This is a genomic window from Microvirga sp. 3-52 (genome assembly GCF_018383585.1).
Lineage (GTDB): Bacteria > Pseudomonadota > Alphaproteobacteria > Rhizobiales > Beijerinckiaceae > Microvirga.
The window spans coordinates 84,094-106,478 of the sequence record NZ_JAHAMK010000004.1 but is presented as its reverse complement, the minus strand read 5'-3'; the positions used below and the strand labels follow the sequence as shown (position 1 = coordinate 106,478).

General features: G+C 60.1%; 22 protein-coding genes. 7 read left to right on the top strand and 15 right to left on the bottom strand.

Features of this window, described 5'->3' with window-relative positions; all coding sequences use genetic code 11:
* Positions 1–57: 57 nt before the first annotated feature.
* Entirely contained in the window at positions 58–783 is a 726-nt protein-coding gene (locus tag KHP60_RS04930; protein ID WP_213562457.1) for a hypothetical protein, read from the top strand.
* 95 nt (positions 784–878) lie between these two features.
* On the opposite strand, the gene KHP60_RS04925 is transcribed toward KHP60_RS04930, so the two are convergent.
* The 6 genes from KHP60_RS04925 to KHP60_RS04905 all read right to left on the bottom strand — a co-directional run bounded on the left by KHP60_RS04925 (position 879) and on the right by KHP60_RS04905 (position 3,314).
* Positions 879–1,598, bottom strand: a complete 720-nt coding sequence (locus KHP60_RS04925; RefSeq protein WP_213562456.1) for a 1-acyl-sn-glycerol-3-phosphate acyltransferase — start codon at positions 1,596–1,598, stop codon at positions 879–881.
* A 191-nt stretch (positions 1,599–1,789) separates the two neighbouring features.
* Positions 1,790–2,092, bottom strand: coding sequence for a 30S ribosomal protein S21 (gene rpsU, locus KHP60_RS04920; protein WP_213562455.1), 303 nt, complete (start codon positions 2,090–2,092; stop codon positions 1,790–1,792).
* An 82-nt stretch (positions 2,093–2,174) separates the two neighbouring features.
* Positions 2,175–2,369: a hypothetical protein gene (locus tag KHP60_RS25035; protein ID WP_249688515.1), complete on the bottom strand. Its 195-nt coding sequence runs from the start codon at positions 2,367–2,369 to the stop codon at positions 2,175–2,177.
* A 35-nt stretch (positions 2,370–2,404) separates the two neighbouring features.
* Positions 2,405–2,752 (bottom strand): DUF6481 family protein, encoded by a 348-nt coding sequence (locus KHP60_RS04915; RefSeq protein ID WP_213562454.1) that lies wholly within the window; start codon positions 2,750–2,752, stop codon positions 2,405–2,407.
* A gap of 46 nt (positions 2,753–2,798) precedes the next feature.
* A complete protein-coding gene (locus KHP60_RS04910) occupies positions 2,799–2,996 on the bottom strand; it encodes a hypothetical protein (RefSeq protein WP_213562453.1) in 198 nt (65 codons plus the stop codon).
* Between the two features lie 108 nt (positions 2,997–3,104).
* On the bottom strand, positions 3,105–3,314 hold the full coding sequence (locus KHP60_RS04905; protein WP_152711391.1) for a cold-shock protein: 210 nt from the start codon (positions 3,312–3,314) through the stop codon (positions 3,105–3,107).
* A gap of 923 nt (positions 3,315–4,237) precedes the next feature.
* Between KHP60_RS04905 and KHP60_RS04900 the strand changes: the two genes are divergently transcribed.
* The 4 genes from KHP60_RS04900 to KHP60_RS04885 all read left to right on the top strand — a co-directional run bounded on the left by KHP60_RS04900 (position 4,238) and on the right by KHP60_RS04885 (position 8,986).
* Positions 4,238–4,588 carry a HigA family addiction module antitoxin gene (locus KHP60_RS04900; RefSeq protein ID WP_213562452.1) on the top strand — a complete coding sequence of 117 codons (351 nt, stop codon included), beginning with the start codon at positions 4,238–4,240 and terminating at the stop codon, positions 4,586–4,588.
* Positions 4,578–6,074: an ATPase domain-containing protein gene (locus KHP60_RS04895; RefSeq protein ID WP_213562451.1), complete on the top strand. Its 1,497-nt coding sequence runs from the start codon at positions 4,578–4,580 to the stop codon at positions 6,072–6,074. The genes KHP60_RS04900 and KHP60_RS04895 overlap by 11 nt, the downstream gene beginning before the upstream one ends.
* Positions 6,075–6,076: 2 nt before the next feature.
* Positions 6,077–7,165: a sensor histidine kinase gene (locus KHP60_RS04890; protein WP_213562450.1), complete on the top strand. Its 1,089-nt coding sequence runs from the start codon at positions 6,077–6,079 to the stop codon at positions 7,163–7,165.
* Positions 7,166–7,690: 525 nt separating this feature from the next.
* Entirely contained in the window at positions 7,691–8,986 is a 1,296-nt protein-coding gene (locus tag KHP60_RS04885; protein ID WP_213562449.1) for an FAD-binding oxidoreductase, read from the top strand.
* Positions 8,987–9,006: 20 nt separating this feature from the next.
* Here the strand turns inward: KHP60_RS04885 and KHP60_RS04880 are convergent, their stop codons facing one another.
* The 3 genes from KHP60_RS04880 to KHP60_RS04870 all read right to left on the bottom strand — a co-directional run bounded on the left by KHP60_RS04880 (position 9,007) and on the right by KHP60_RS04870 (position 12,399).
* A complete protein-coding gene (locus KHP60_RS04880; RefSeq protein WP_213562448.1) occupies positions 9,007–10,119 on the bottom strand; it encodes an amino acid ABC transporter permease in 1,113 nt (370 codons plus the stop codon).
* Between the two features lie 3 nt (positions 10,120–10,122).
* A complete protein-coding gene (locus KHP60_RS04875) occupies positions 10,123–11,295 on the bottom strand; it encodes an amino acid ABC transporter permease (RefSeq protein WP_213562447.1) in 1,173 nt (390 codons plus the stop codon).
* Positions 11,296–11,361: 66 nt separating this feature from the next.
* A complete protein-coding gene (locus KHP60_RS04870) occupies positions 11,362–12,399 on the bottom strand; it encodes an amino acid ABC transporter substrate-binding protein (protein ID WP_409366255.1) in 1,038 nt (345 codons plus the stop codon).
* 192 nt (positions 12,400–12,591) lie between these two features.
* Between KHP60_RS04870 and KHP60_RS04865 the strand changes: the two genes are divergently transcribed.
* On the top strand, positions 12,592–14,229 hold the full coding sequence (locus KHP60_RS04865) for an amidohydrolase (RefSeq protein ID WP_213562445.1): 1,638 nt from the start codon (positions 12,592–12,594) through the stop codon (positions 14,227–14,229).
* Between the two features lie 94 nt (positions 14,230–14,323).
* Here KHP60_RS04865 and KHP60_RS04860 read toward each other — a convergent pair whose 3' ends face one another.
* The 4 genes from KHP60_RS04860 to hydA form a co-directional block, all read right to left on the bottom strand.
* A complete protein-coding gene (locus KHP60_RS04860; protein WP_213562444.1) occupies positions 14,324–15,775 on the bottom strand; it encodes an amidohydrolase family protein in 1,452 nt (483 codons plus the stop codon).
* A 43-nt stretch (positions 15,776–15,818) separates the two neighbouring features.
* Positions 15,819–16,490, bottom strand: a complete 672-nt coding sequence (locus KHP60_RS04855) for an aspartate/glutamate racemase family protein (RefSeq protein ID WP_213562443.1) — start codon at positions 16,488–16,490, stop codon at positions 15,819–15,821.
* A 13-nt stretch (positions 16,491–16,503) separates the two neighbouring features.
* The gene (locus KHP60_RS04850; RefSeq protein WP_213562442.1) at positions 16,504–17,946 is read right to left on the bottom strand and encodes an amidohydrolase family protein; all 1,443 of its coding nucleotides are present in this window, start codon (positions 17,944–17,946) and stop codon (positions 16,504–16,506) included.
* 71 nt (positions 17,947–18,017) lie between these two features.
* Entirely contained in the window at positions 18,018–19,478 is a 1,461-nt protein-coding gene (gene hydA, locus KHP60_RS04845; RefSeq protein ID WP_213562606.1) for a dihydropyrimidinase, read from the bottom strand.
* Between the two features lie 268 nt (positions 19,479–19,746).
* On the opposite strand from hydA, the gene KHP60_RS04840 reads away from it, so the two are divergent.
* Complete coding sequence (locus KHP60_RS04840) at positions 19,747–20,541, top strand: Gfo/Idh/MocA family oxidoreductase (RefSeq protein ID WP_311924660.1); 795 nt, start codon at positions 19,747–19,749, stop codon at positions 20,539–20,541.
* Between the two features lie 57 nt (positions 20,542–20,598).
* On the opposite strand, the gene KHP60_RS04835 is transcribed toward KHP60_RS04840, so the two are convergent.
* Positions 20,599–21,885, bottom strand: a complete 1,287-nt coding sequence (locus tag KHP60_RS04835; protein ID WP_213562441.1) for a TRAP transporter large permease — start codon at positions 21,883–21,885, stop codon at positions 20,599–20,601.
* Positions 21,882–22,379, bottom strand: coding sequence for a TRAP transporter small permease (locus KHP60_RS04830; protein WP_213562440.1), 498 nt, complete (start codon positions 22,377–22,379; stop codon positions 21,882–21,884). The genes KHP60_RS04835 and KHP60_RS04830 overlap by 4 nt, the downstream gene beginning before the upstream one ends.
* Positions 22,380–22,385 lie beyond the last annotated feature (6 nt).

The window sequence follows — 22,385 nt, the reverse complement described above, 5'->3', positions numbered from 1 at the left end:
TGCAGAAGCGCCACTTCATATGAAAGAAAGACTCAATTGAAAATGTCGGAGATCCAAGTGAACGGCTACGTCCGGGTTCCGAAAGGGACGATGGTTTACCCGACGGGCGATGGCGTAGAGGCTTCGTCCACCCGTGATCAGGTGGTGAAGGTCGCCAAGATCTTCGACGTGGACGTCAAGAGTGATAATTTCTACCTGCTTCTCCCTGACGAGATGCGGCTGCGGTATTTCGAGGCCAGCGGCAGCAAACGCCCTATCGACCCTGACATTCTGGAATTTGCGGACCGTTTGACGAGAGGTGACTACCGTGCTGTCGAATGGTCGACCAAATGGGCGTTGATTGCCAATCTTCAGCCGGCAGAGGCTCCTGCTCGGGCGAAGACTGGCAAGAAACTCGATGCTCCTGAGAAGAAGTCTCCCACGAAGCAGCAGCAGATGGTCACGGGATCCGTGTGGCGGTTCACCGAAGATACGGAGCTTCGCTACAAGGTTCGCAATCCAGCTTATGCTGCTGTGCGCGATGATATCGAGAGTGGCCTCCGACAGCTGCCTTCCTATGTGCGGACGCAAACAGTGGAAGCCAAGCTGAGCGAACTTGGCGTGATCGACCATCTTGATGAGCCCTGGGGGCCTGTAAAGGCAGGCGAGACCTTCACGGTTCGTAGTAAGCTGACGCCCGGTTTCGCAGGCGGGCAGGATGTGCCGATGCTCTTCCGGGGCGAGAAGTTCACACTACCCTATACGAGCCTTGAACCTGTCATCGAGTTAGTGACTGATCGTTAGATCCAGATCGGCACAGGTCTCACAATCCGTCGACATCACTGGTCATTGGCAGGTCCGACAACACGCATGATTGTCGGACTGAATGGTTATCTGCTTCAGGCTGCCTGCAACCACGATTGTCTTCTCTCAGTTTCGAGGAGCTGCTCCGCCTTGCGGGTAAATTCGCTTCCCGAGAGCCCTGGCTCGATCGGATCGAGATAGGAGACAGAAATCGTGCCGGCCCGCTTGTAGGCACGATCAGGACCCCAGAACAGGCCTGAATTCAAAGCCACCGGGAGAACCACCCGGTCGAGCCTTGTATAGAGCAATTCTACCCCACGCTTGAATTCGATAGGCATGGAAGCCGACTTTCGGGTTCCCTCCGGAAAGATCAGAACGGAGCGGCCTTCGGCAAGCGCCGCCTGACTTTCGTCGATCATCTTCCGAACGGCTTTCGAGCCGCTCTCCCGATCGATCAGGATCATCGGCGACTTGCGGAGGAACCATGAGAAGACGGGAATCGTGAGCAATTCCTGCTTTGCAATGATCGCCACATCCGGGAAGAGCGTCAGGAACGCCAGAGTCTCCCATGTCGACTGGTGGTTGGCGATGATCAGGCATGGTTCGTCGGGAATGTTGTGTCGGCCCCGTTCGGCGTAGGTCAGGCCGACAAGCCATTTTAGGCCGGCGAGAACACCGCGAGCCCATAACCGGGATGTCAGCCGGACACCACGCTCAGGAGAGCCAATCAGCCACAAGACTGCCAAAACGGGTGCGAAGAGCCCGGTCCAGACGGTCAGCAGGATATCGAACAGAGTTGAACGGACGCGCTGCACAGAAAAGCTACTTCTTTATGTGGGTTGCTGTTTGGATAAGGAATCAGAACTCGCCGACCTAGTACTTTCAGCAGGTAGTTCGGGTTGCCGAGTGAGCGTACTCAATCAGCTTGAGCACAGAGCATGAAGCGGCGCCGGATTGATGTTGCGCCGCTTGCCAGCCGGAGAACGGCTCTGCTGCTCTGGTCCTGCTAGACCTTCGCCTCTGTAGTCTCGGGGCGCGGGCTCGTGTTGAGAGCTGCTGCGGGCTTGCGCGGCCCGGCGAAACGGGGCTTGGGCTTCGGAGCTGCGATCAGCCCTTCTCGGATAGCCTGCTTGCGGGCCAGTTTGCGGCTGCGGCGGACAGCTTCGGCTTTCTCGCGAGTCTTTCGCTCGGAGGGCTTCTCGTAAGACTTACGCGCTTTCATCTCGCGAAAAATTCCTTCGCGCTGCATCTTTTTCTTGAGAACTCTGAGGGCCTGATCGACATTGTTGTCGCGTACGAGAACTTGCAAGGTATGTCCTTTCTATATTTGATGACGTCATTCCGCCATGGGATGTATCGAGGGATCGACAAACGATACGCTGGAGAGGGGGCTATGTGCTCCGAATTTCGCTCTCGCGCACGGCTCTCTCGATCGCTCCGGATTTGATACGATAGGAAAGCTCCCCGCTCTGGTCAGCCGGCATAAGTCGCACGACCTCGTAAATGCTGGCGGCGCTTGTACGGGCGTCAGAGAACCCTGGCTGCGCCAAGCGGACCATCTGTCGGACTTTGAACTTATGGGACATCAGTAAATCTCCTCAGGCGACTGGATCGGACGCCGTTACTTTCGTGCCTTACGAGCGGCGTAACGAGCATCGCGGGCAGCCTTGCGCTCCGCCTCGAGCCTGGCATCGCTCGCTTCCTTTTCGGCTGCTGCTTGCTGTTCTTGTGCCGCCTGATCCGCGGCATGGGCTGCGCGCAGGGTGGCGAGGTCGGCTTCTTCCGCAAGGCGCTGGGTCTCGCGTTCAGCCGCGCGAACGTCGCGCGCTGCGCTCAAAGCAGCCCGGGCCGCCCGCCGTTCGGAAACAGCCGGGTCGTCGGACCCAGGCCGCTCACGGAACTTTGCCATCATGGCCTGCTTCGCGCTCTGAGAAGCCTGGAGGCGCTCGCCGAATTCTTTTTGCTTCATGTCACCTGTCGATCTTATGGAGGCTGCCAATCCCGTCCTATGCCGGTTATCGGACGCGCCTGATGCTGGTAATGGTGCCTTCAGGAAGGGTACCCTGCTCCTGCTGGGCTCGTGCCATCATTTCGACAATGCGCGTGTCGGAGGCCTTTTCTGGATTGTCGATCCAGAGATAGGCTCGGCGAGCATCGTCATAGTCCACTACGAACATCACCGATTTGGCGGGAGCTTTTCGAAAAGTATACATCGTTTTCTCACCAGTCCGGCCATTGGGTCGTTGGCCATTCAAAAGAAAAAGCCGCCCCACCCGGGAGCGGCTCCATAGGCTGCACTTATGAGAAGTGCCGTAGCATCCTTAGTCAGCCTGGATATTGTTGACGGCGACTTTTCCGGAGCGGCGGTCTTCGGCGGTGTCGAAGGAGACCTTCTGGCCTTCGCGCAGGCCGCGGATGCCGGCGCGCTCGAGCGCGGTGGCGTGGACGAACACGTCCTTGCTGCCATCGTCCGGCTGGATGAAGCCGAAGCCCTTTTGGTCGTTGTAGAATTTCACGGTGCCCGTAATCATGGGAAGATCCTTGGTTAGGCTAGAAGTGCACGTGAGCCGAGAGCGTGCAGCCGCACGACCTCGCACTCGGGTTCGTCGATGTTTGGAAGAGTGTCTGAACGTGCGCCTGGAAGGCCAAGGCGTAACGGCCCGATTGTCCGGCCAAATGTCGATAGAGGGTTATCTAGCGCCCACTTGCGGCGAATACAAGGCATGATCCCTAGTAATTTTCTAGGTGAGCCGTGGTCATAACCCAGAACTGAGCGCCCGATTCGAGCATTTTGGATGTGAAGTGCCGGTCAGGAGCGCTCCTCGATAGCTCTCATCTCATGAATTTGTCATTATTTTCCCGTTCTGTCTTGTAATTCCAAAGAAACTAGTCCATACTGGATCAATCCAACCGATATGTTCGGCCTGCTCTCTGAAGCTCATGATTGAGCGCCGAGCCTGCTTTCCGCGCCTTTGAAGTTTGGTCGCTGCGTGGAACTTCGCAGTGGATCCGTCGTTTTGCCCCGCATTCGACTTCATCAACAATCAACGACAGTGGCACGGCTCGCCGCCGAAGTCGCTCAAGGACACTATGTACACAATTCCCTCCCCCAAGCCCGTAAAGGTGCTCTCCCGGCCTTCGCCGCAGAAGCAGCCATGCAAGTCCACCTCCACGTGGCAGCCGCAGCAAACCAGTCTCACCCGGGAAGAAGTTAGAGCAATCATCCTCGAACAGATCGGTTAAGACCATCACGGTGAACGCAGTCGGCCGGACCCTCTGGACTTCCGGCCAGCCAGCCCGACTATTGTCGGCCGCGAATTGCGTTCACCGGACCAACCGGCTCTCATCTGCACCTACCCATCGTATTGATGATTCGTGCTGAAGGCAGCTACAGCCCTTGTCATTCCTGACCTGTAACCCATAACGTTACAGTCGGCTTAAACAAGGTAGGATCATGCCCTTCGCCCGAGAGGCTCTCCTGGTGGCACCGCCCCATCCGGGTTGGATCCTGCGTGACCGAGTCTTGCCGGGTCTCGGCCTGTCGGTCAGCCAGGCCGCCCGTGAGCTTCGCATCGCCCGCCAGACACTTCATCGGGTTCTTGCCGCCAAGGCAGCGATCAGTCCGGAAATGGCAACGCGCCTTGCCCGTCTCTCAGGCACAACGCCCGGCTTCTGGCTGGAGCGGCAGCAGCAGCACGACCTCTGGCACGCGGAGCAGGCGCTCTCAGGTTTGCTCGGGCTGATCCCAACCCACACGCTTCCGGCCGCTCTTCAGGCTGAGATCGGATTGTCCCATGATCGCTAAGCCTCACACCACTCCGAAAGCGCGGACCGGGGTTGCAGGTCTCGACCACATCCTCGTGGGAGGCCTGTCGCCCGGACATGTCTACCTTCTGGAGGGCAATCCCGGCACCGGCAAGACCACCATCGCTCTTCAGTTCCTGCTCGATGGGGCCGAGTCCGGAGAAACCGGGCTCTACATCACCATGTCCGAGACAGAGAAGGAGCTGCGCGATGGCGCAGCGTCCCATGGCTGGACACTCGGCGACAGCATTCACGTGTACGAACTCGTGCCGCCCGAGAGCCTTCTCGATGACGAGCATCAGCAGAGCCTGCTCTACTCGTCCGATCTCGAGCTCGGTGAAACCACCAAGGCCGTGTTCGAGGCGATCGACCGGACGCAGCCAGTGCGCATCGTAATCGATAGCCTGTCCGAGATCCGCCTTCTGGCGCAAAGCTCTCTGCGCTACCGTCGCCAGATTCTGGCGATGAAGCACTACTTCGCCCGGCAGGGGGCAACGGTTCTCCTGCTGGATGATCTGACCACGGATACCAATGACAAGACCGTTCACAGCCTCGCCCACGGCGTGATTCGCCTCGAGGGGCTTACGCCCAGCTACGGCGCCGAGCGCCGCCGCCTGAGGGTGATCAAGTATCGTGGCCAGTCGTTCCGGGGCGGGTATCATGATTTCATCATTGCGGAAGGGGGCGTCCAGGTATTTCCACGCCTTGTCTCCGGCGAGCACAAGACCGGCTTTGCCCGCAATGTCCTCACGAGCGGAATCGGTGAGCTCGACGCACTCCTCGGCGGCGGTGTCGAGCAGGGCTCGAGCACGCTGGTGATGGGTCCGGCAGGGACGGGCAAGTCCCTCCTGACCGTGCAATTCGCCGTTTCTGCGGCCGCCCGCGGTGAAAAGGCAGCCCTGTTCATCTTCGACGAGGAACTCGGCCTCCTGATCGACCGGGCCAAGTTGATCGGCATCGACCTGGAGGCGCTGTGCGCTGCCGGCCATCTGTTTATCGAGCAGGTCGACGCCGCCGAGCTCTCGCCTGGCGAATTCACAGACCGGGTGCGCACCAAGATCCATCGCTTTGGCGTGAAGACGGTCGTGATCGATGGCCTCAACGGCTATCAGGCCGCCATGCCGGAAGAGCAATTCCTGACCCTGCATATCCATGAGCTTCTGCAATACCTGAACCGGCAGGGTGTTTCGACCTTCCTCACAGTCGCTCAGCACGGGCTTGTGGGCGACATCAAGAGTCCTGTCGATGTCACCTATCTGGCCGACACGGTGATCCTGCTGCGCTACTTCGAGGCATTCGGCCAGGTTCGGCGGGCGATTTCGATCATCAAGAAGCGGTTCGGTTCGCATGAGAACACCATTCGCGAGATGCGCATCACCAACAGGGGCATCGCCCTCGGCGAACCGCTGGAGAACTTTCAGGGCATTTTGCGTGGAACCCCCGTCTTTACCGACGGCGACCGCGCGCAGCTGCTCAAAGACCGCTGAGCATGAACGACGTTCTCCACCCGCATTCGGAGCGCGCGATCATCCTGGCGCCTCATGGACGGGATGCAACTATCGCCGCAGACATTCTGCGGAGCGCGGGTATCGCGGCGGAGGTCTGCCCTGACATGCCGGCGCTCGTGCGTGAGATCGCGCAGGGTGCGGGCTTCGCGCTCGTCACGGATGAGTCTTTCCGTACGGCGGATCTGAAGGGCCTCTCCTGCTGGCTCTCGGGTCAGCCTCCCTGGTCGGACTTCGCTTTCGTGTTGCTTACCCTTCGCGGCGGAGGAATTGAACGCAATCCAGCCCTGGCGCGCCTCTCCGACGTTCTTGGCAACGTGATATTCCTCGAGCGCCCCTTTCACCCCAGCACATTGGTGAGTGTTGCCCGGTCCGCCTTGCGCGGGCGGCGGCGGCAATACGAGGCACGGGCCCGGCTGGAGGACCTGCATCGCAGCGAGGAGCGTCTGCGGTCTGCACTTGATAAGGAAAAGCGCGCCGCCGAGCATCAACGCCTGCTTATCGACGAACTGAATCACCGGGTGAAGAACACGCTTGCGACGGTGCAATCCATTTCGGCCCAGACCCTGCGTACGGCAGAGACGAAGGAGGGTGCGCGAGATGCGCTGGAGAGGCGGTTGCTCGCCCTCTCTCGGGCGCACGATGTGCTCACCCGCGAGAGCTGGGACGGGGCCGATCTGGTTGAAGTGGTTGATAAGGCCCTCGAGCCGTACCAGATCTCGGGGGAGATCCGATTCCACATCAAGGGGCCGCATGTGCGTGTGACTCCCCGCATGTCGCTCGCTCTGGCGATGGCACTGCACGAATTAGCAACCAACGCGGTGAAGTACGGTGCCTTGTCGAACAAGACCGGCACGATCGAGGTGTCGTGGAATGTGAGAAACGGGGCTGCGCCGCCCCAGCTGACCTTGAGCTGGATTGAGGCCGGAGGGCCGCCCGTGGTCGCTCCCCGCCGACGGGGCTTCGGATCGCGACTTATCGAGCGCAGCCTCGCCCATGATCTGGATGGCCAAGTGGAAATTACATTTGCGCCAACGGGGGTCGTCTGTACCGTCAATGCCCCCGTCGCGTAGAGGATCTCCGGACACGGCATCTCAGACTGTGTGAGCCATGCGATGATCAGCTCCGGCACAGGAGGCTCCCGGGAAGGGATGCTCAGGATTCTTCGTAGAGAGGATGTCGATCAGCTTTCAGCGGTTGGAAGCAGGAATTACCCGTTGCGCCACAACTGCCCTAGCACGCCTCATGGGGGTAATATTGGGGGCATCAATGGCTCACTTCGACGCTAACAAGCATCGAAGTGGGGGTGGAAGCTCTAAGATCTGTGCGTCAAGGAGCGCTTGCAGCCCATAAGTGGAACATCATCCGTCTCATGAGCAAGCTTCTCGGTCTTGCCGCCTGAACAAAATCGGCCCTCTGGACCTGTTACATGCAAGTTTCTGCAACGAGGCCCGATCCAGTCCGCCTCACCATATGCCACGACCGTACACGTCGCGTGTCGATTTCTTCAATCTCGTAGTGTTCTGCTCGGAAAGGCAGTCCACTTTTTCCCAGGATGCGGTAGGCTTTGCGGAGATCACGAGGATCGGGGGATTTTCATGACCGGTTATGGAGACACCTACTACGCCCGCACCCTTACGGATATTTCACAACGCTCTTCTCTCGATGAGACGGTGAAGGCCGATGTCGCAATTGTCGGTGGTGGGCTTGCAGGTCTAACAGCAGCTCTCGATCTAGCGCGGGCAGGCCGTTCGGTAGTGATTCTGGAGGCCGAGCGCGTCGGGTGGGGGGCGTCGGGCCGCAATGGAGGCTTCGTCGGTCCGGGCTACGCAACCAGTCACGCCAATATCACACGCATGGTGGGACATGAGAGGGCACAGATGTTGCATCGGCTTTCGATCGAGGGCGTGAGCATCGTCGAAGGGAATATCGACAGCCTTGGTATGACCGATAACAAGCGCGTCTACGGCAAGATGAGCGTGCTCCGATATCACGATCCCGACGGCCTTGCCCGCCAATGCGAGATGATGAAGAGGGAGTTCAATTACGACCTCAAAGTGATACCAACCGATGCCGTACGAGATGTCCTGCGCTCGCCGAAATACTATCAGGCGCTCTATGACCCTGCCTCCTTTCACTTCCATCCCCTCAACTATGCCCGATCCCTGGCAAGGGCAATCGAGGCCCTGAACGGTAGGATCTTTGAGGGCTCCCGGGTTCTCGGTTGCGATCTCGGAGGCGCGGAAAAGGTCGTCAGGACGACACGCGGCGAAGTCAGAGCACGCGACGTGATCTTGGCAGGTGGTGGCTATACGGACGATCTCATGCCTCGCTTGCGCCGCAGCATTCTGCCAATTGCGACGTACGTGCTTCTGACGGAGGCGGCGCCGGAAAGGATTGCCGACGCCGTGCGTACGCCGATGGCGATCAGCGACAACCGTCGTGCGGGCGATTACTATCGCCTCGTCGATGAGGGGGCGCGGCTTCTTTGGGGCGGCCGTATCACGACGCGCAGAACCGAGCCACGTCGTCTTGCCGACATGATGCAGAAGACGATGGTCTCCACCTATCCGCAGCTCAAGGGCATTCGTGTGGAGACAGCGTGGTCAGGACTCATGGCCTACGCGCGCCACCTGATGCCGCTCATTGGGCAACTCCAGCCGGGTGTCTGGTACGTCTTTGGATTCGGCGGACGTGGCATGAACACAACGGCTGTTGGAGGTCGCGTCATCGCCGAAGGCATCCTCGGCGCAAGCGACCGATACCGCCTCTATGAACCCTTCGGGCTCGTGTGGAACGGAGGTCCCTTCGGACTTGCTGCAGCGCAGCTCACCTACTGGACCTATCAAGCTATGGATCTTGCCAAGGAGCGTCAGGCAGCTCGCGCTGCCTGAACGATGGCCCTGCCGATGCGCTAATCGTACCCGAGGCGCATGTGACGCTCCAGGAACCGGCTATAGGCGCCCATCCCGTAGGAAAATACCAGGAACACGACGGCCGCGAAGACGTAGCCTTCCAGCGCGGCGATGCCAACCCAGTTTGGATCGGTCATCGCCGTACGAACGGTGGAGAGGAAATCCAGAAGGCCGATGATCGTGACGAGCGTCGTGTCCTGAAAGAAGCCGATAGAAATGTTCACCAGTGGCGGAATGGCGATCTTCAGGGCTTGCGGCAGAACGACGAGGCGCATGGCCTGCCAGTAATGGAGGCCCATCGCGCTGGAAGCCTCGTGCTGGCCTCGTGGAATCGCCTGCAATCCACCACGGATTGCCTCTGCGATATAGGCCGCTGCGAAGATGATGATGGCAATCTGTGCCCGCAGCAGCTTGTCCACCGTCATGCCGCTCGGCATGAAGAGCGGCAGCATGACGGATGCCATGAACAGAATGCTGATGAGCGGCACCCCCCGGATTACCTCGATGAAGACGATAGCGATCACACGAATGGCGGGGAGCTTCGAGGATCGTGCCAGAGCCAGAACGACACCGAGAGGAAAGCCGAAAGCAAGTCCGACAGCCGAGAGCAGGAAGGAGAGGGGCAGACCGCTCCATTGCGTCGTCGGTACATAGGAAAGGCCGAACACGCCGCCCGAAATCAGGATTGCCGTCGTGACGATTGTCACGCCCCAGAGAACGAGGAGATTTCTGTTCCAGAAGCGCGGGATCATAGTGATCCCCATAGCACCCAGAAATAGGATCATAGCGAGCGCCACGCGCCAATGCTCGTCATAGGGATAGACGCCGAAGATCATGAAGCGAAGCTTCGCCTCGTAGAAGGGCCAGCAGGCGCCATGCCCGACCTTGCAAGCCTGGGCTCCGCCCTCCGTGACGGCTCGGGTCACGAGCCAGCCGTAGGCGCCTTTGACCCCCAGCCACAGGATCCACAAGCAAGCTAGTGTGACGATGGCATTGACGGGCGTCCCGAAGAGAGGCTTGAGCATGCGGTGGAGCAGGCGACGCTCCACATTCGGTTCTCGCTGAACCGGCATCTTCAGCTGTGCTTCGGCAATGTCTGTCGCGGTCGTCATGGCCTAGCGCTCCTTCAGCGCAACGCGGCTGTTGTACCAGTTCATGAACAGGGAGATCATGATCGACAGGCCGAGATAGACCAGCATGAAGATCGCGATTCCCTCAATTGCCTGTCCGGTCTGGTTCATGGTCGTGTTCGACACCATGACGAGATCCGGGTAGCCGATAGCGATTGCAAGCGACGAATTCTTGAAGAGGCTCAAATAGCTGCTGGTGAGAGGAGGAATGATGACGCGAAGCGCCTGCGGCAGAACGACGAGGCGCATGGTCAACCCGTCCCTCAGGCCCAGTGCACGCGCAGCCTCCCGCTGCCCTTTGTGCACCGATAATATCCCGCTTCTCACGATCTCGGCGATGCCGGCTGAGGCCGAGAGTGCGAGACCGACGAGGAGAGCGGTAAATTCCGGAGTGAGCTGAGAACCGCCCGTCAACCGAAAGCGTCCTTTCTCCGGAATGCTGAGCGTTAGATCGGGTTGAACGACGAGAGCCGCGAGAACAGGTGGGAGAAGAAGAGCCAGTGCAACCAGAGGCCAGGTCACCTGCGCCTGACCCGTTCTGATGCGCTCGGCGATTGCACGGCGGCGCACGAAAATTCCGAGAATTCCTCCCAGAATCAGCGCCAGAAGAACGATCGTATGGGCGCTCGTCCATATTAGGGAAGGTACGGTCAGGCCGCTGTTGCTCAGGAAGACGTGGGGCAGAATTTCCCATGCTTCGCGCACAGCCGGTAGGCCAGTAACGATTAGGGCATACCAGAGGAAGAGGTAGAGCAGGAGAGGCACATTGCGCAGTGCTTCGACATGGAGGAAGGCCAGGAAGGCGAGCAGCGGGTTGCGGGAAAGACGGGCGATGCCGACGAAAAGTCCGATGAGCGTGGCGAGCGCCACGCTCCAGACCGAAACCCAAACGGTGTTGACGATGCCGACGAGGATAGCGCGGCCATAGGTGTCAGTGGGCTTGTAGTCGATCAAGGACTGACTGATGACGAAGCCGGCTTCACGGCTCAGGTAACCGAAGCCTGTGGCAATGTTCTGCTCCGCCAGCTTCTGTGAGACGTTTGAAAACAGATAAAGACCGACAAGGACGATGCTCCCGACGGCGAGCACCTGGTAGAGAACAGCCCGAAAGCGAAGATTATAAAGGAGGCTCGTCCCGCTCGACGCATCGGCGCGCATGATCATCCTTTCCGGATTCTGCCAAGGGCGAAACGGGCGGCCGCAGGGCCGCCCGTTGATCTCAGATTACCGGAACGGCGGTGCGTAAAGCAGCCCGCCCTTGGTCCAGAGCTCGTTCGGACCGCGCGTCAGACCTAGGCGGGTCTTCGGGCCAAGGTTGCGATCAAAGACTTCAGCGTAGTTTCCGACCGACTTGATGATGTTGTAGGCCCATTTGTTGTCGAGGCCGAGCATCTTGCCGAAATCTCCGTTCACCCCAAGCATGCGCTGAATTTCAGGATCTTCGCTCTTGAGATGTTCATCCACATTGGCCTGGGTCACACCCTTCTCCTCTGCTCCAATGAGAGCATAAACCGACCAGTTCAGAATATCGCGCCAGTTCGGATCGTTCTGGCGAATGGTGGGAGCGAGGGGTTCTTTCGAGATGGTCTCGGGCAGAATTACGTATTGTGAGGGATCGTTGGCGATGGCGCGGACGGATGCCAGATCCGAGCGGTCCGTCGTGATGGCATCGCAGCGCCCATTGAAGAAAGCATTTCGCCACTCATCGGAGTTCTCGAACACCACGGACTCATATTTGATGTTCTTGGGGCGGAAGAAGTCTTCAAGGTTCTGGAGAGTCGTGGTGCCGGGCAGCAGACAGATTGCGGCATCGGCGAGCTCGCTGGCGCCCTTCACATTGAGTTTGGCCGGCGCCATCAGGCCCTGGCCGTCGTAGAATACGACTGGCCCGAAATCGAGACCGAGGGATGTGTCACGCGAGAAGCTCCAAGTGTTCTGGCGGGACAGGATGTCCACTTCACCGGACTGAACCGCCTGGAAGCGGACATTGGTGTTGAGCGGAACATATTCGACTTTGTCAGGATCGCCGAAGACCGCAGCCGACACGGCGCGGCAGATATCGACGTCGAAGCCCCGCCGAACACCTTTATCGTCGGCATACGAGAAGCCGGGAGCGACCGGCGACACGCCGCAGAGAATCTTTCCGCGTTTCTTGACGGTGTCGAGCGTCGCTTGAGCAGACGCCGGTGCCGCCGAAATGGCGGTGATACCCGCGATGAGGCCCAGCGCGAGCCAGCGGGCCATAGTTTTGGATTGCATCATTTCATTCCCTCTACCCATGCGCCTTATTTGGTCGCTAACGCTTAAAGCTAGACCCGAAACAACTGGAGTTTCAAGGGCAGATTTTCCCAGCGTAAAGTGCGTGAGACCTTGCGACTGACTAAAAGGTATGCAAACTCGTCGTTCCTCAACTGCAGCAGATGCTGCGACTGCTTCCTGCTGCGTGAGTGGCCAATGCCCATCCTGCCCAAAGCCGACATCGTCCTCACAAACGGCCGCATCTTTCGTAGCCTTTCAGAACAGGTGACCGAAGCCATCGCCCTTTGGGCAGGACAGGTCTTGGCAACAGGATCCGCTGCCGACATGGAGCCACTCATCGGCCCAGGGACGCGGGTGATCGATCTTGCAGGCCGCCTTGCAACTCCAGGATTGTGCGATTCCCATATGCACCTTCTCCCCTATGGGGTGATCATGGGTCACGTGGACGTGCGTGCTTCCTCCGCGCCGACCCTTGCCGCGCTGCTCGAAAGGGTTAGGCAGCGCGCGTCTGTTACGCCCCCGGGCCAGTGGATCCAGGGCCGCGGCTATGACCAGTTCGAGCTTGATGTCAGGCGTCACCCCCTTCGTGAAGAGCTCGATGCCGCGGCACCCGATCATCCCGTTGCGATCGTGAGAGCCTGCGGCCATGTGACGATCTGCAACTCGAAGGCACTTGAACTTGCGGGCATTGATGAGACGACTCCTGTTCCTCAGGGAGGTGCCATCGAGCAGCGGGACGGGCGATTGACGGGCCTTCTTGCCGAGACAGGACGTGACCGTCTCAAGGCCGTGCTGCCGGAACCGACGGATCAGGAACTCGTTCAGGCCATCGGCGATGCTGGTAGAGCATGTCTGTCGTACGGCATCACCAGCGTGATGGATGCCGGTGTCGGCATGAGGGCAGGCTACCGCGAGGTCGCCGCCTATCGCACGGCTCAGCGCCTCGGCCGCTTGCCTGTGCGGACGACCCAGTGCTTGCTCGGCGGGCCGGGAGGCATCGTGGAGCAGGCCTATGCCGATGGAGTCGTGACAGGCGTAGGCGATTCCATGTTGCGTGTCGGGCCGGTGAAGATCTTCACCGACGGCAGTGCCGGCGGCCGGACCGCCGCTATGACGGAGCCCTATGTGGGAGAGCCCAGAACCACCGGCCTGATGCTCCTTCACGACAACGAGATGAATGATCTCGTTCATGACTATCACGCAAAAGGCTATCAGCTTGCGGTTCATGCCATTGGAGATGCTGCCATCGAGCAGACCCTCAATGCATTCGAGCGCGCGCTCGAGGCTATGCCGGATCCGGATCGCCGCCACAGGATCGAGCATGCGGGCTATGCAAGGGCCGACCAGAACGCCCGCATGAAATACCTCGGCGTTCAGCCGGTGCCGCAGCCCGTGTTCATCTATGATTTCGGTGATCTGTACGTTTCCGTTGTGGGCGAGAAGCGTGCGAAGCCCTCCTATCCCCTCAAGACCTGGATCGATCTCGGCTTCAGGCCCGCAGCCGGCAGCGACGCCCCGGTCTGCGACATCAATCCCTTCCCGAACTTCTTCTCGATGCTGACGCGCAAGACATCCCATGGAACCGTTATGGATGAGCGGGAGGTGGTGTCCATCGAACAGGCGATCACAGCATTCACGGAATTCGGAGCCTATGTGAACAAGTCCGAACATGAATGGGGCCGTCTTGTCCCCGGTCTTGCAGCGGATGTCGCGGTTTTCTCTCGCGACCTCCTCGCGGCTTCGCCAGAGGAAATCCTGCAAGAGACCCAATGCGATCTCACGATCCGCGGCGGAGAGGTCGTCTTCGATCGTCATGGAGAGGTAGCGCGTTGATCCGTTCGGTTCATCGCAAAGCTATTGAAACTAGTAAAAAGGCCCCGAACTTCCTCGGGGCCTTTTGTATTCCGCGCAACCTGCTCAAAGCAAGTCAGCTGCGTATCGGAAAGACGCGTGGGCTCAATTCTTCGAGCCCACGCCCGGCCCAGTCGCGCTGCGGCGCTGCTGCAATAGCGTCTGCCTGCCCTCTGCGAAGCATCTCAAGATCCTCGCCGATGTCGAAGTCCAAGATTTCCCCATTTCGGACGACCTGACGACCGTCGACATAGACATCCTTTATGGCTCTGTCGTTCGCCGAATAGACGAGGCTGCGAATGGGTTCGTAATCGGGCTGCATATAGGGATTGCTCATATCGACGATCGAGAAATCCGCTTTGCACCCTGGTGCGAGGCGTCCCAGATCGGGGCGGCGGATCATGTCGGCGCCGACCGCTGTCGCGGCCATGAACGCATCGCGCGTTGTTGAGGCCGTGAAGCTGCCCGCAACGATGCGGCCAGCATAGCAGGCCATGCGGAGTTCATCGAGCATGTTGTGGGGGAAGCTGTCTGTGCCGATGCCGCAGCGGATGCCCGCCTTCACGTAGCGGCTCAGGGTATTGAGGGCGATTCCGCGTCGCGCGAAGACCACGGGGCAGTGGGCCACCTGAGCACCGCTGTTGCGCAGGCGTTCGAAATCGTTGGCATGAGGCCAGTGGAGCCAGGGATGGTCATTCAGAAAGATGCAGTGGCCGATGATCGTATCCGGTCCAAGCGCTCCGATCCTGTCCAACCATTCGATGGGCGTGGAACCATAACGGCGCATGATCTCCTGAAATTCCACGATGCTCTGGGCGGCATGGATCTGGATCGGCTGGCCTCGCTCCCGAGCTGCATCGAGCGCGTCGCGGATCTGGCCTTCGGTACAGGTATCGATCTGCGCTGGGCCGATGAAACCTGTGATGCGTCCGCTTGAATGCTTCGAGGCAGCATCGGCAATCTCGATAGCCTCGCGCAGCAATCGGTCGCCCGTGGCCGGATCGAGATCATACTCAACCGAGTGACCGTTCGTGGTTCTCCATGGCCCTGATCTGAACATTCCCCACAGCACAGCTCGGATTCCGGTTTCCGCGTATTCGTCGGCCCAGGTCTCGCGGGGCCTGCCGAGATCGCAAATGGTCGTCACGCCGCTCCTCAGCAGCTCCGAAGCTGCAACCCGCAGCGCCGGGCGTGTGTATTCAGGACCGATCTGGAAGACCGGCATGAACTCGTAGAGAGAACTCTGTCCGAGACGCGGGCTGCCGAGCTCCTCCAGCATACCCTTCCAGCCCGGTTCGTGACCGGGATGGCTGTGAATGTTCACGAAGCCGGGGATAATCATCATGCGGCTGGCGTCGACCTCTGCATCGACGGAGCTGGAATAACCTTCACCGACATGGACGATATCCGTACCGCGAATTACGAAATCCGCATTGCGGAGATAGACATGGGATTGAGCAGCCTCATCCCAGGCGACGATCCAGTCGCAGTTCCGGAAGAGGGTCGTCTTGGCGACAACACTGGTCATTTCAAACTCCATATGAGCAGAGAAGGGGCCGGTCAGAAGGTATTCATGAAGGGGAGGTCTGCGAGAGGCGGACATGGCCGACCGCCATGACAACGGCTGCCTGAGTCGGCTCGACCACTGGGATTCCAAGAGCCTCCTCCAGAGCCGCTCGGTATCTGGCCATGCCAGCGCAGCCCATCACAAGGGCATCGGCCCCGTGGCTGTCTTTCAAGGTGAGGCCAACCTCGACCATGCGGTTCAGAGCTCGATCTTCGTCAGCGAGTTCCGCAACGCCTAAACCGATCGGCAGGTCGGCGGCAAAGCGGTCCATGACGCCCATCGCGCCGAAATAGCGAAGATGTCTCGGAATGGACGTCGGCAGGATGGCGATGACGCCAAAGCGCTGCCCAAGAGTGAGGGCCGTCAGCACCCCGCATTCGGCGATCCCAAAGACGCGACGATGGCTCTGCTCACGCAGTGCATGAAGGCCTGGGTCCGAGAAACAGGCAATGACAAAGGCGCCCGCGCTGTGCTCCAACTCAGATGCTTTACGCAGCATAGGGATCACGACACTGTCGACATCCCGTTGAGATTGGATGCCGGGCGGCCCTTCGGCCAGGGAGAGGCATACGATGTCAGGCCCGTCGACGCTGCGAAGGGGAGCCACGGCCTTATCGATCGCCGCCGTGATCGTTTGAGAAGAGTTCGGATTGATCACATAGACCGGCGAGCCCATGATTCTCATATCCTCAGCGAGCAAGAGGCAGAGAGAAGGGGGCGAGACTTGACAGAGAACGGCCTTGCGGATCGTCCTGCTCGGCCCGCCGGCAGGCACGCTTCTGCGCATCCTGCAATTCCCGAACCGCACCGTCGTAGTCCAGTTTGACGACGCGACGGTCCTTCACGACCACTTGGCCATCCACATAGACGTCGCGAATGGCGCGCTCGGCGGCGCAATGAATGAGATTGCGCAGCGGATCGTGGATCGGCTGCATGGCCGGATGGCTCAAATCCACCAGGACCAAGTCCGCCTTGGCGCCGGATATCAATCGACCGATGTCGTCGCGACCGAGAGCTTTTGCCCCACCGATGGTCGCGGCGGAAAACAGGCCGCCCGTATCGAGATCAAAGACGCTGCGGCCGGAAACGCGTGAACAGATCAGCGCCTCTCGCAACTCCTCAAGCATATTGAAGGGATAGCTGTCGGTTCCGATACCGACATTGACGCCTGCTCGGCGATAGGCACCGAGGCTTTCCAGGGTCATGCCGCTGCGCGCGAAGGTAACGGGGCAATGCGCGATCGACGTGCCGCTCCTGGCGAGCCGCGTGAGATCGTCCCGGCTGCGCTGCCGAGTCCAGGAATGATGATCGAGAAAGATGCAGTGGCCGAGGATCAGGTCCGGCCCAAGGATCCCCATTCGCTCCAGCATTACGGGCGCAGTCTCTCCGGTCCGCCGGAGCAATTCCTCGTGCTCCGCCATAGTTTGAGCAGCATGAATGGTGATGCGCATCCTGCGGCTACGGGCCTCCGCGACAGCATCCTGAATCAGCTCTTCGGAACATGTCTCGATTTGCGATGGCGCGATGACACCGTCGATGCGGCCACTAGGATGCGCGCGGGCGTCGGCTACGAATGCCAGGGCTTCGGCATAGCGCTCCCGCCCCCGAGCTTTGTTCCACTCGAAGTCCAGGCGGTGGCTCCCGGCGAGGCGCCATTGCGCCTCGCGGAAGCCGGGTGCGAGGTATGAACGCAATCCACTGTCGGCCGCGAGAGAAAGCCATTTAGGGGCAGGCGATGCGATGTCGAGATGGGTAGTTACGCCGCTGCGCATCAAGTCGCTCAGCATTACCGTCTGGCAGGCGGCCTTGGCATCCTCATCAGCGTCGATCAGCGCCGAATACTCGTAAAGGGCGTTACCCCAAAGGGCAGTGGTCCCAATGTCCTCGAACAAACCCTTCGCAATCGGCTCGTCGCCGGAATGGCAATGGATGTTGACGAGGCCGGGCATCACCATAATGCTTGAGCCGGCAATCTCGTTATCGGCATCGCCCTGGTAGCTCGGCCCCACATACAGGATTTCGGCTTTGGAGAAAGCCACATCGGCGTCCTGCATGTAGACGTGCTGCGAGGTGTCGTCGTCCCACGCGATCACCCAAGCAGCATTTCGAACAACTGTTGTTGTGTCAGTCATGAATTATCAAGCCGATGCAATTGCGTTGAATGCTGGTGAGTCAACTTGCCGATAGGGTTCAAGGATGTTGATCACAGGAGCTGTGCGCCGAAATTGGTGGCGGGGTTGAATTCCGGGCTTAGCCGTCCGGTTGGGCGCATGACGGCCGAACAGCTGCGCAGTTGCAGTTGTCCGGATCCCGGTTCTGCCTGCAGCCTACCGTCGACAATGATCATGTCGCCGCGGCGCAGAACAATCTCTGGCCAGCCTTTCAGTCTGCGGCCCGTAAAGGGATTGTAGCCGACATTGTCATGCAATCCGTCATCCGTGAGCGTCACCTCTCGATCCGGGTTCCATATCGCGATGTCTGCATCGGCACCGACGGCTATGGCACCCTTTCGAGGGTGAAGTCCGTAAATCTTCGCCGGAGCCGTCGCCGTCAGCTCAACGAACTTTTCAAGGCTCGACATTCCTTGGCTCACCATGGCGTCGAAGAGCAGCGGCAGGCGGGTTTCGAGCCCGGGCAGCCCATTCGCAATCTGCTTGAAGTCCGGGCTTGAGCCAGCGGCAAGCTTGCCGCTGGCATCAAACCTGTAAGGTGCGTGGTCAGAAGAGACGAGCTGAAGGTCTCCAAGGTCGAGGCCGCGCCATAACGCGTCCTGATCGAATGTCGTGCGAGGAGGAGGGCTGCACATCCATTTGGCCCCCTCAAGACCTCGCTGATCCAGATCCTGGGCCGTCAGGAACAGATACTGCGGACAGGTTTCGGCAAACACCTTGATGCCCTCGCCGCGGGCTCGCCGGATGACAGCAGCTCCCTCCGCTGTGGAGACATGAAACAGCATGACAGGCTGATCCAGGAGCTGAGAGAAACGAATGAGACGCTCAAACGCCTCGATCTCGCAGACTCGCGGATGACTGATGCCATGGAACTTCGGTTCGACGTAGCCGCGCGAGACAAGCCTGTCGGCCATCCACTTGATCATGCCATGGTTCTCGGCATGCGCACAGACCAGGGCTCCGTATTTGCGGGCCACCATCATCACGTCGAGGACCTGCTCATCGAGCAAGCGGACACGATCATAGGTCATGAAGATCTTGATCGATCTATGTCCCGCTTCGATCAGCCGGGGCAGGTCCTGCTCCAGGGTTTCTGGGGTCGGATCGGAGATCCAGAGATGGAAGGCGTAATCAGTTACTGCGCCAGCGGCCGCCAAGCGCGAGTAGTTCTCCACGACATCGCGCAGCCTATCCCCCCGATGCTGTGCTGCGAAGGAGATGACCGTCGTCGTGCCACCGAATGCTGCGGAGCGGGTCGCCGTCTCGAACGTGTCGGCATTCATCAATCCGCCACCGGAGAGCTGCTCGATATGGCAATGAGCATCCACACCGCCAGGGAGGACGAGCTTGCCTGCGCCATCGATGGTGCGGTGCGCCTGCAGATCTCTTCCGAGTGCGGCGATCACGCCGCCTTCGATTGCGACATCCATCGTCGCGACACCTTCGGTGCTCGCGACGCGCCCGCCTTTGATGACCAGATTGTACTCGGCCAATGAATCCCCCAGAGCTATAGGATGGCGATTTTCTTCTCTTGTGCAAATCACAATGTATGCGGATGAGTTGTGCCTCAGCAAGGGGAAGTTGGGAGTGATGACAGGCTAATCCGCTATCCGGGATTTGCCATTGGCGACGTGCGCGCTGGTTCGGTCAAGCGGGTGTCAGCCGCGGTCGGGGCGGGCGCCCAGGTCGTGGCTGCCCTGCATGCCTGCCTTGCAGGGCAGGGTCGGCAACCGAGTGTGCCGCAATCGATGAGAATGACCTGTGGCGATAGGCCCGCAGGGACATTTCGAAATCGGAATGGCCGCCATCGAGCGGCGCCTCCCCGTCTTCATGGAAAAGCCGCCGGCTCCGACGGCGCTTCAGGCTCGTCAGCTTGCCGAGGCATCGAAGCGCCAGGGCGCGCCGGTAGTGATAGGCTTCATGAAGCGCTATTCGACGGCAAACCGGATTGCGTCCAACATCCTCCTGGCACCCGAGTTCGGCGAACGGACCAGCTTCCTCGGGCAGTACATGACGGCACCTACCTACTTCGCTAAGGACCCGGACTGTACCGGCTTTTATCTGCACCACTGCGTGCATTACTTCGATCTCGTTCCTTACCTGATGGGCGAAGTCGAAACGGTGAGCTCCCGGCGGCATGAGCTCGCACCGGGCAAACTCCTCCTCCATGTTGACTTTCGCTTCGTCGGTGGTGCCATCGGAACCCTCGTGGTGGGCACGCATCAATCCCGCGGCACACCCATGGAATGGTGGGAGGTCATGGGCGACCATCGCCGGGTCGAGGTCAGGAATGTCCATGAGGTCCGCTATTACCGCGCTCCGCCCTTCAAGGTCTCCGACCGCAGCGCAACGCTGGCGGATGGCGTCGACACCTTGGTCTGGGAGCCTAATATGACCGCCGCGGCGAACGAGGATCACAAGGGATATCATGCTCTGCTGGGCGAGTTCGTCCGTGCCACCCGTGAGCCAGTTGAAATTCCCACGATTGCCGATGGAGCCCGAGCCATGCAACTGCTCGAGCAGGCCATTGGCGGGACGGCCGCGGAAGTCCGCTAGGGCATCGGACCCAGAGGGCCGCGTCAGCGAAAACCGGGTCTACTTTTCCGAACGATGCTAGCGGCCGAGCACGAGATTCGGCAGCCAGGTGGTCAGCGGCGGCCAGAACGTGATCGCGACCAGCACTGCAATCAGCGGCAGCAACCATGGGATGATGGCGCGCGACATTGCTTCGAAGCTGATGTTTGCGATTTTCGAAGTGACGAAGAGCACGACCCCCACCGGCGGCGTGATCGTGCCAATCATCAGGTTGAGCACGAAGATCAGACCGAACTGGATCGGATCGATCCCGAACTGTGCCGCAGCCGGCGTCAGGATCGGGATCAGGATCAGCATCGCTGCGAGCGCCTCCATGAAGCAGCCGACGAAGAGCAGCAGCAGATTGACGATCAAGAGGTAGATTAGTGGCGAGCCGGCGAGGTCGACGAGCCAGGGGCCGACGAGCTGCGGGATGCGTGAGATTGAAAGGCACCAGCCCAGCGCGGCGGCCGTCATCACCAGCGCCAGAACCACGCCGGTCGTTTCTACCGTCTGCACGACAAGCTCGGGCAGGTCGTTGAGCGAGAAGCTGCGGTAGACGAACAGGCCCAGAACCAGCGCATAGGCGGTCGCGACGGCGGCCGCCTCGGTCGGTGTGAAGATCCCGGCCATCATACCCCCGAACAGGATGATTGGAGTCATGAGCGCCCAGTGCGCTTCCTTGTAGGCCACCCACAGCTGCGCGAAGCCAGGGAAGGGGTGGCGCGGCAGGTCGCTTTTCTTTGAGACATAGACCACCATCGCCATGAGTGCGCCGGCCATCAGCAGCCCGGGAATCACGCCGGCGAGGAAGAGCCCACCGATCGAGACGTCGGCCGAGACGCCGTAGATCACCATCGGCAGGGAAGGCGGGATGATCGGGCCGATCGTCGCCGAGGCGGCGGTAATGGCGGCAGCCGTCTCTGGGCTGTAACCCTCGTCTCGCATCGCCTTGATCTCGAGCGTGCCGACGCCGCCTGCGTCCGCCACCGCGGAGCCGGACATGCCGGCGAAGATCACGCTGGCGAGGATGTTGGCATGGCATAACCCGCCGCGTAGGAAGCCGACGCAGGCGGTGGCGAAGGCGAAGATGCGGTCAGTGATGCCGGCCGAGTTCATGATGTTGCCCATCAGGATGAACAGTGGCGCCGCGAGCAGCGGGAAGGAATATGCCGACTGCGCAATCTTCTGCGGAACGATGCCGAGAGGAAAAGCGCCGAAATAGGCGAAGGCGATGGCTGCCAGCCCCATCGAGACGAAGAGCGGCACACCGAGCAGCAGCGCGGCAAACCAGACCGGCAGGATCTGCAGCATCAGCGTGCTCATAGCGGCTGAGCTCCCGGTTCCGGAGCGGCGATGCGCCTCCCGGCCAGAGCCAGCGCGGCATCGCCAATCGCCTGCAGGATCAGCGCGAGCGCCGCCAGCGGCATGAAGGCATAGAGCGCAGCTGCCGTAATCGGCAAAGCGATCGATTCCACGTCCCATGTCCGGTCGATGAGGCCGAAGGAGTAGCGCAACAGGACGAGTGCGAAGAGCACAACCAAGCCCTGCGTCAGCAGCTCGAGCGCAAGGCCGAGCGGGGCAGGTAGCTTGTCGGCAAGGACGGTGATGCGGATATGCGAGCGCCGCCGACTAGCGATGATCCAGCCGACGAACGCCGTCCAGACGAGAAGGTATTGCGCGAGCTCGTCACTCCAGGTGACAGGCGCGTTGAGTTGGCGCGAGATCACGCCGACGAGCACGCTTGCGAGCAGTGTCAGCAGCAGCACGACAGCGCTCCAGCGCAGGAGTCTATCGGCGATGGAGAGGAAGGACTTCATCTTCCA

Bases quoted from the DNA above. Each gene is read 5' to 3' on its own strand.
- KHP60_RS04905 (WP_152711391.1), bottom strand. From the start codon at position 3,314: ATGATTACGGGCACCGTGAAATTCTACAACGACCAAAAGGGCTTCGGC.
- KHP60_RS04830 (WP_213562440.1), bottom strand. From the start codon at position 22,379: ATGAAGTCCTTCCTCTCCATCGCCGATAGACTCCTGCGCTGGAGCGCT.
- KHP60_RS04890 (WP_213562450.1), top strand. From the start codon at position 6,077: ATGAACGACGTTCTCCACCCGCATTCGGAGCGCGCGATCATCCTGGCG.
- KHP60_RS04855 (WP_213562443.1), bottom strand. From the start codon at position 16,490: ATGGGCTCGCCGGTCTATGTGATCAATCCGAACTCTTCTCAAACGATC.
- KHP60_RS04900 (WP_213562452.1), top strand. From the start codon at position 4,238: ATGCCCTTCGCCCGAGAGGCTCTCCTGGTGGCACCGCCCCATCCGGGT.
- KHP60_RS04860 (WP_213562444.1), bottom strand. From the start codon at position 15,775: ATGACCAGTGTTGTCGCCAAGACGACCCTCTTCCGGAACTGCGACTGG.
- KHP60_RS04895 (WP_213562451.1), top strand. From the start codon at position 4,578: ATGATCGCTAAGCCTCACACCACTCCGAAAGCGCGGACCGGGGTTGCA.
- KHP60_RS04915 (WP_213562454.1), bottom strand. From the start codon at position 2,752: ATGAAGCAAAAAGAATTCGGCGAGCGCCTCCAGGCTTCTCAGAGCGCG.
- KHP60_RS04910 (WP_213562453.1), bottom strand. From the start codon at position 2,996: ATGTATACTTTTCGAAAAGCTCCCGCCAAATCGGTGATGTTCGTAGTG.
- KHP60_RS04865 (WP_213562445.1), top strand. From the start codon at position 12,592: ATGCCCATCCTGCCCAAAGCCGACATCGTCCTCACAAACGGCCGCATC.
- KHP60_RS04875 (WP_213562447.1), bottom strand. From the start codon at position 11,295: ATGCGCGCCGATGCGTCGAGCGGGACGAGCCTCCTTTATAATCTTCGC.
- KHP60_RS04885 (WP_213562449.1), top strand. From the start codon at position 7,691: ATGACCGGTTATGGAGACACCTACTACGCCCGCACCCTTACGGATATT.
- KHP60_RS04880 (WP_213562448.1), bottom strand. From the start codon at position 10,119: ATGACGACCGCGACAGACATTGCCGAAGCACAGCTGAAGATGCCGGTT.
- KHP60_RS04850 (WP_213562442.1), bottom strand. From the start codon at position 17,946: ATGACTGACACAACAACAGTTGTTCGAAATGCTGCTTGGGTGATCGCG.
- KHP60_RS04870 (WP_409366255.1), bottom strand. From the start codon at position 12,399: ATGATGCAATCCAAAACTATGGCCCGCTGGCTCGCGCTGGGCCTCATC.
- KHP60_RS04835 (WP_213562441.1), bottom strand. From the start codon at position 21,885: ATGAGCACGCTGATGCTGCAGATCCTGCCGGTCTGGTTTGCCGCGCTG.
- KHP60_RS25035 (WP_249688515.1), bottom strand. From the start codon at position 2,369: ATGTCCCATAAGTTCAAAGTCCGACAGATGGTCCGCTTGGCGCAGCCA.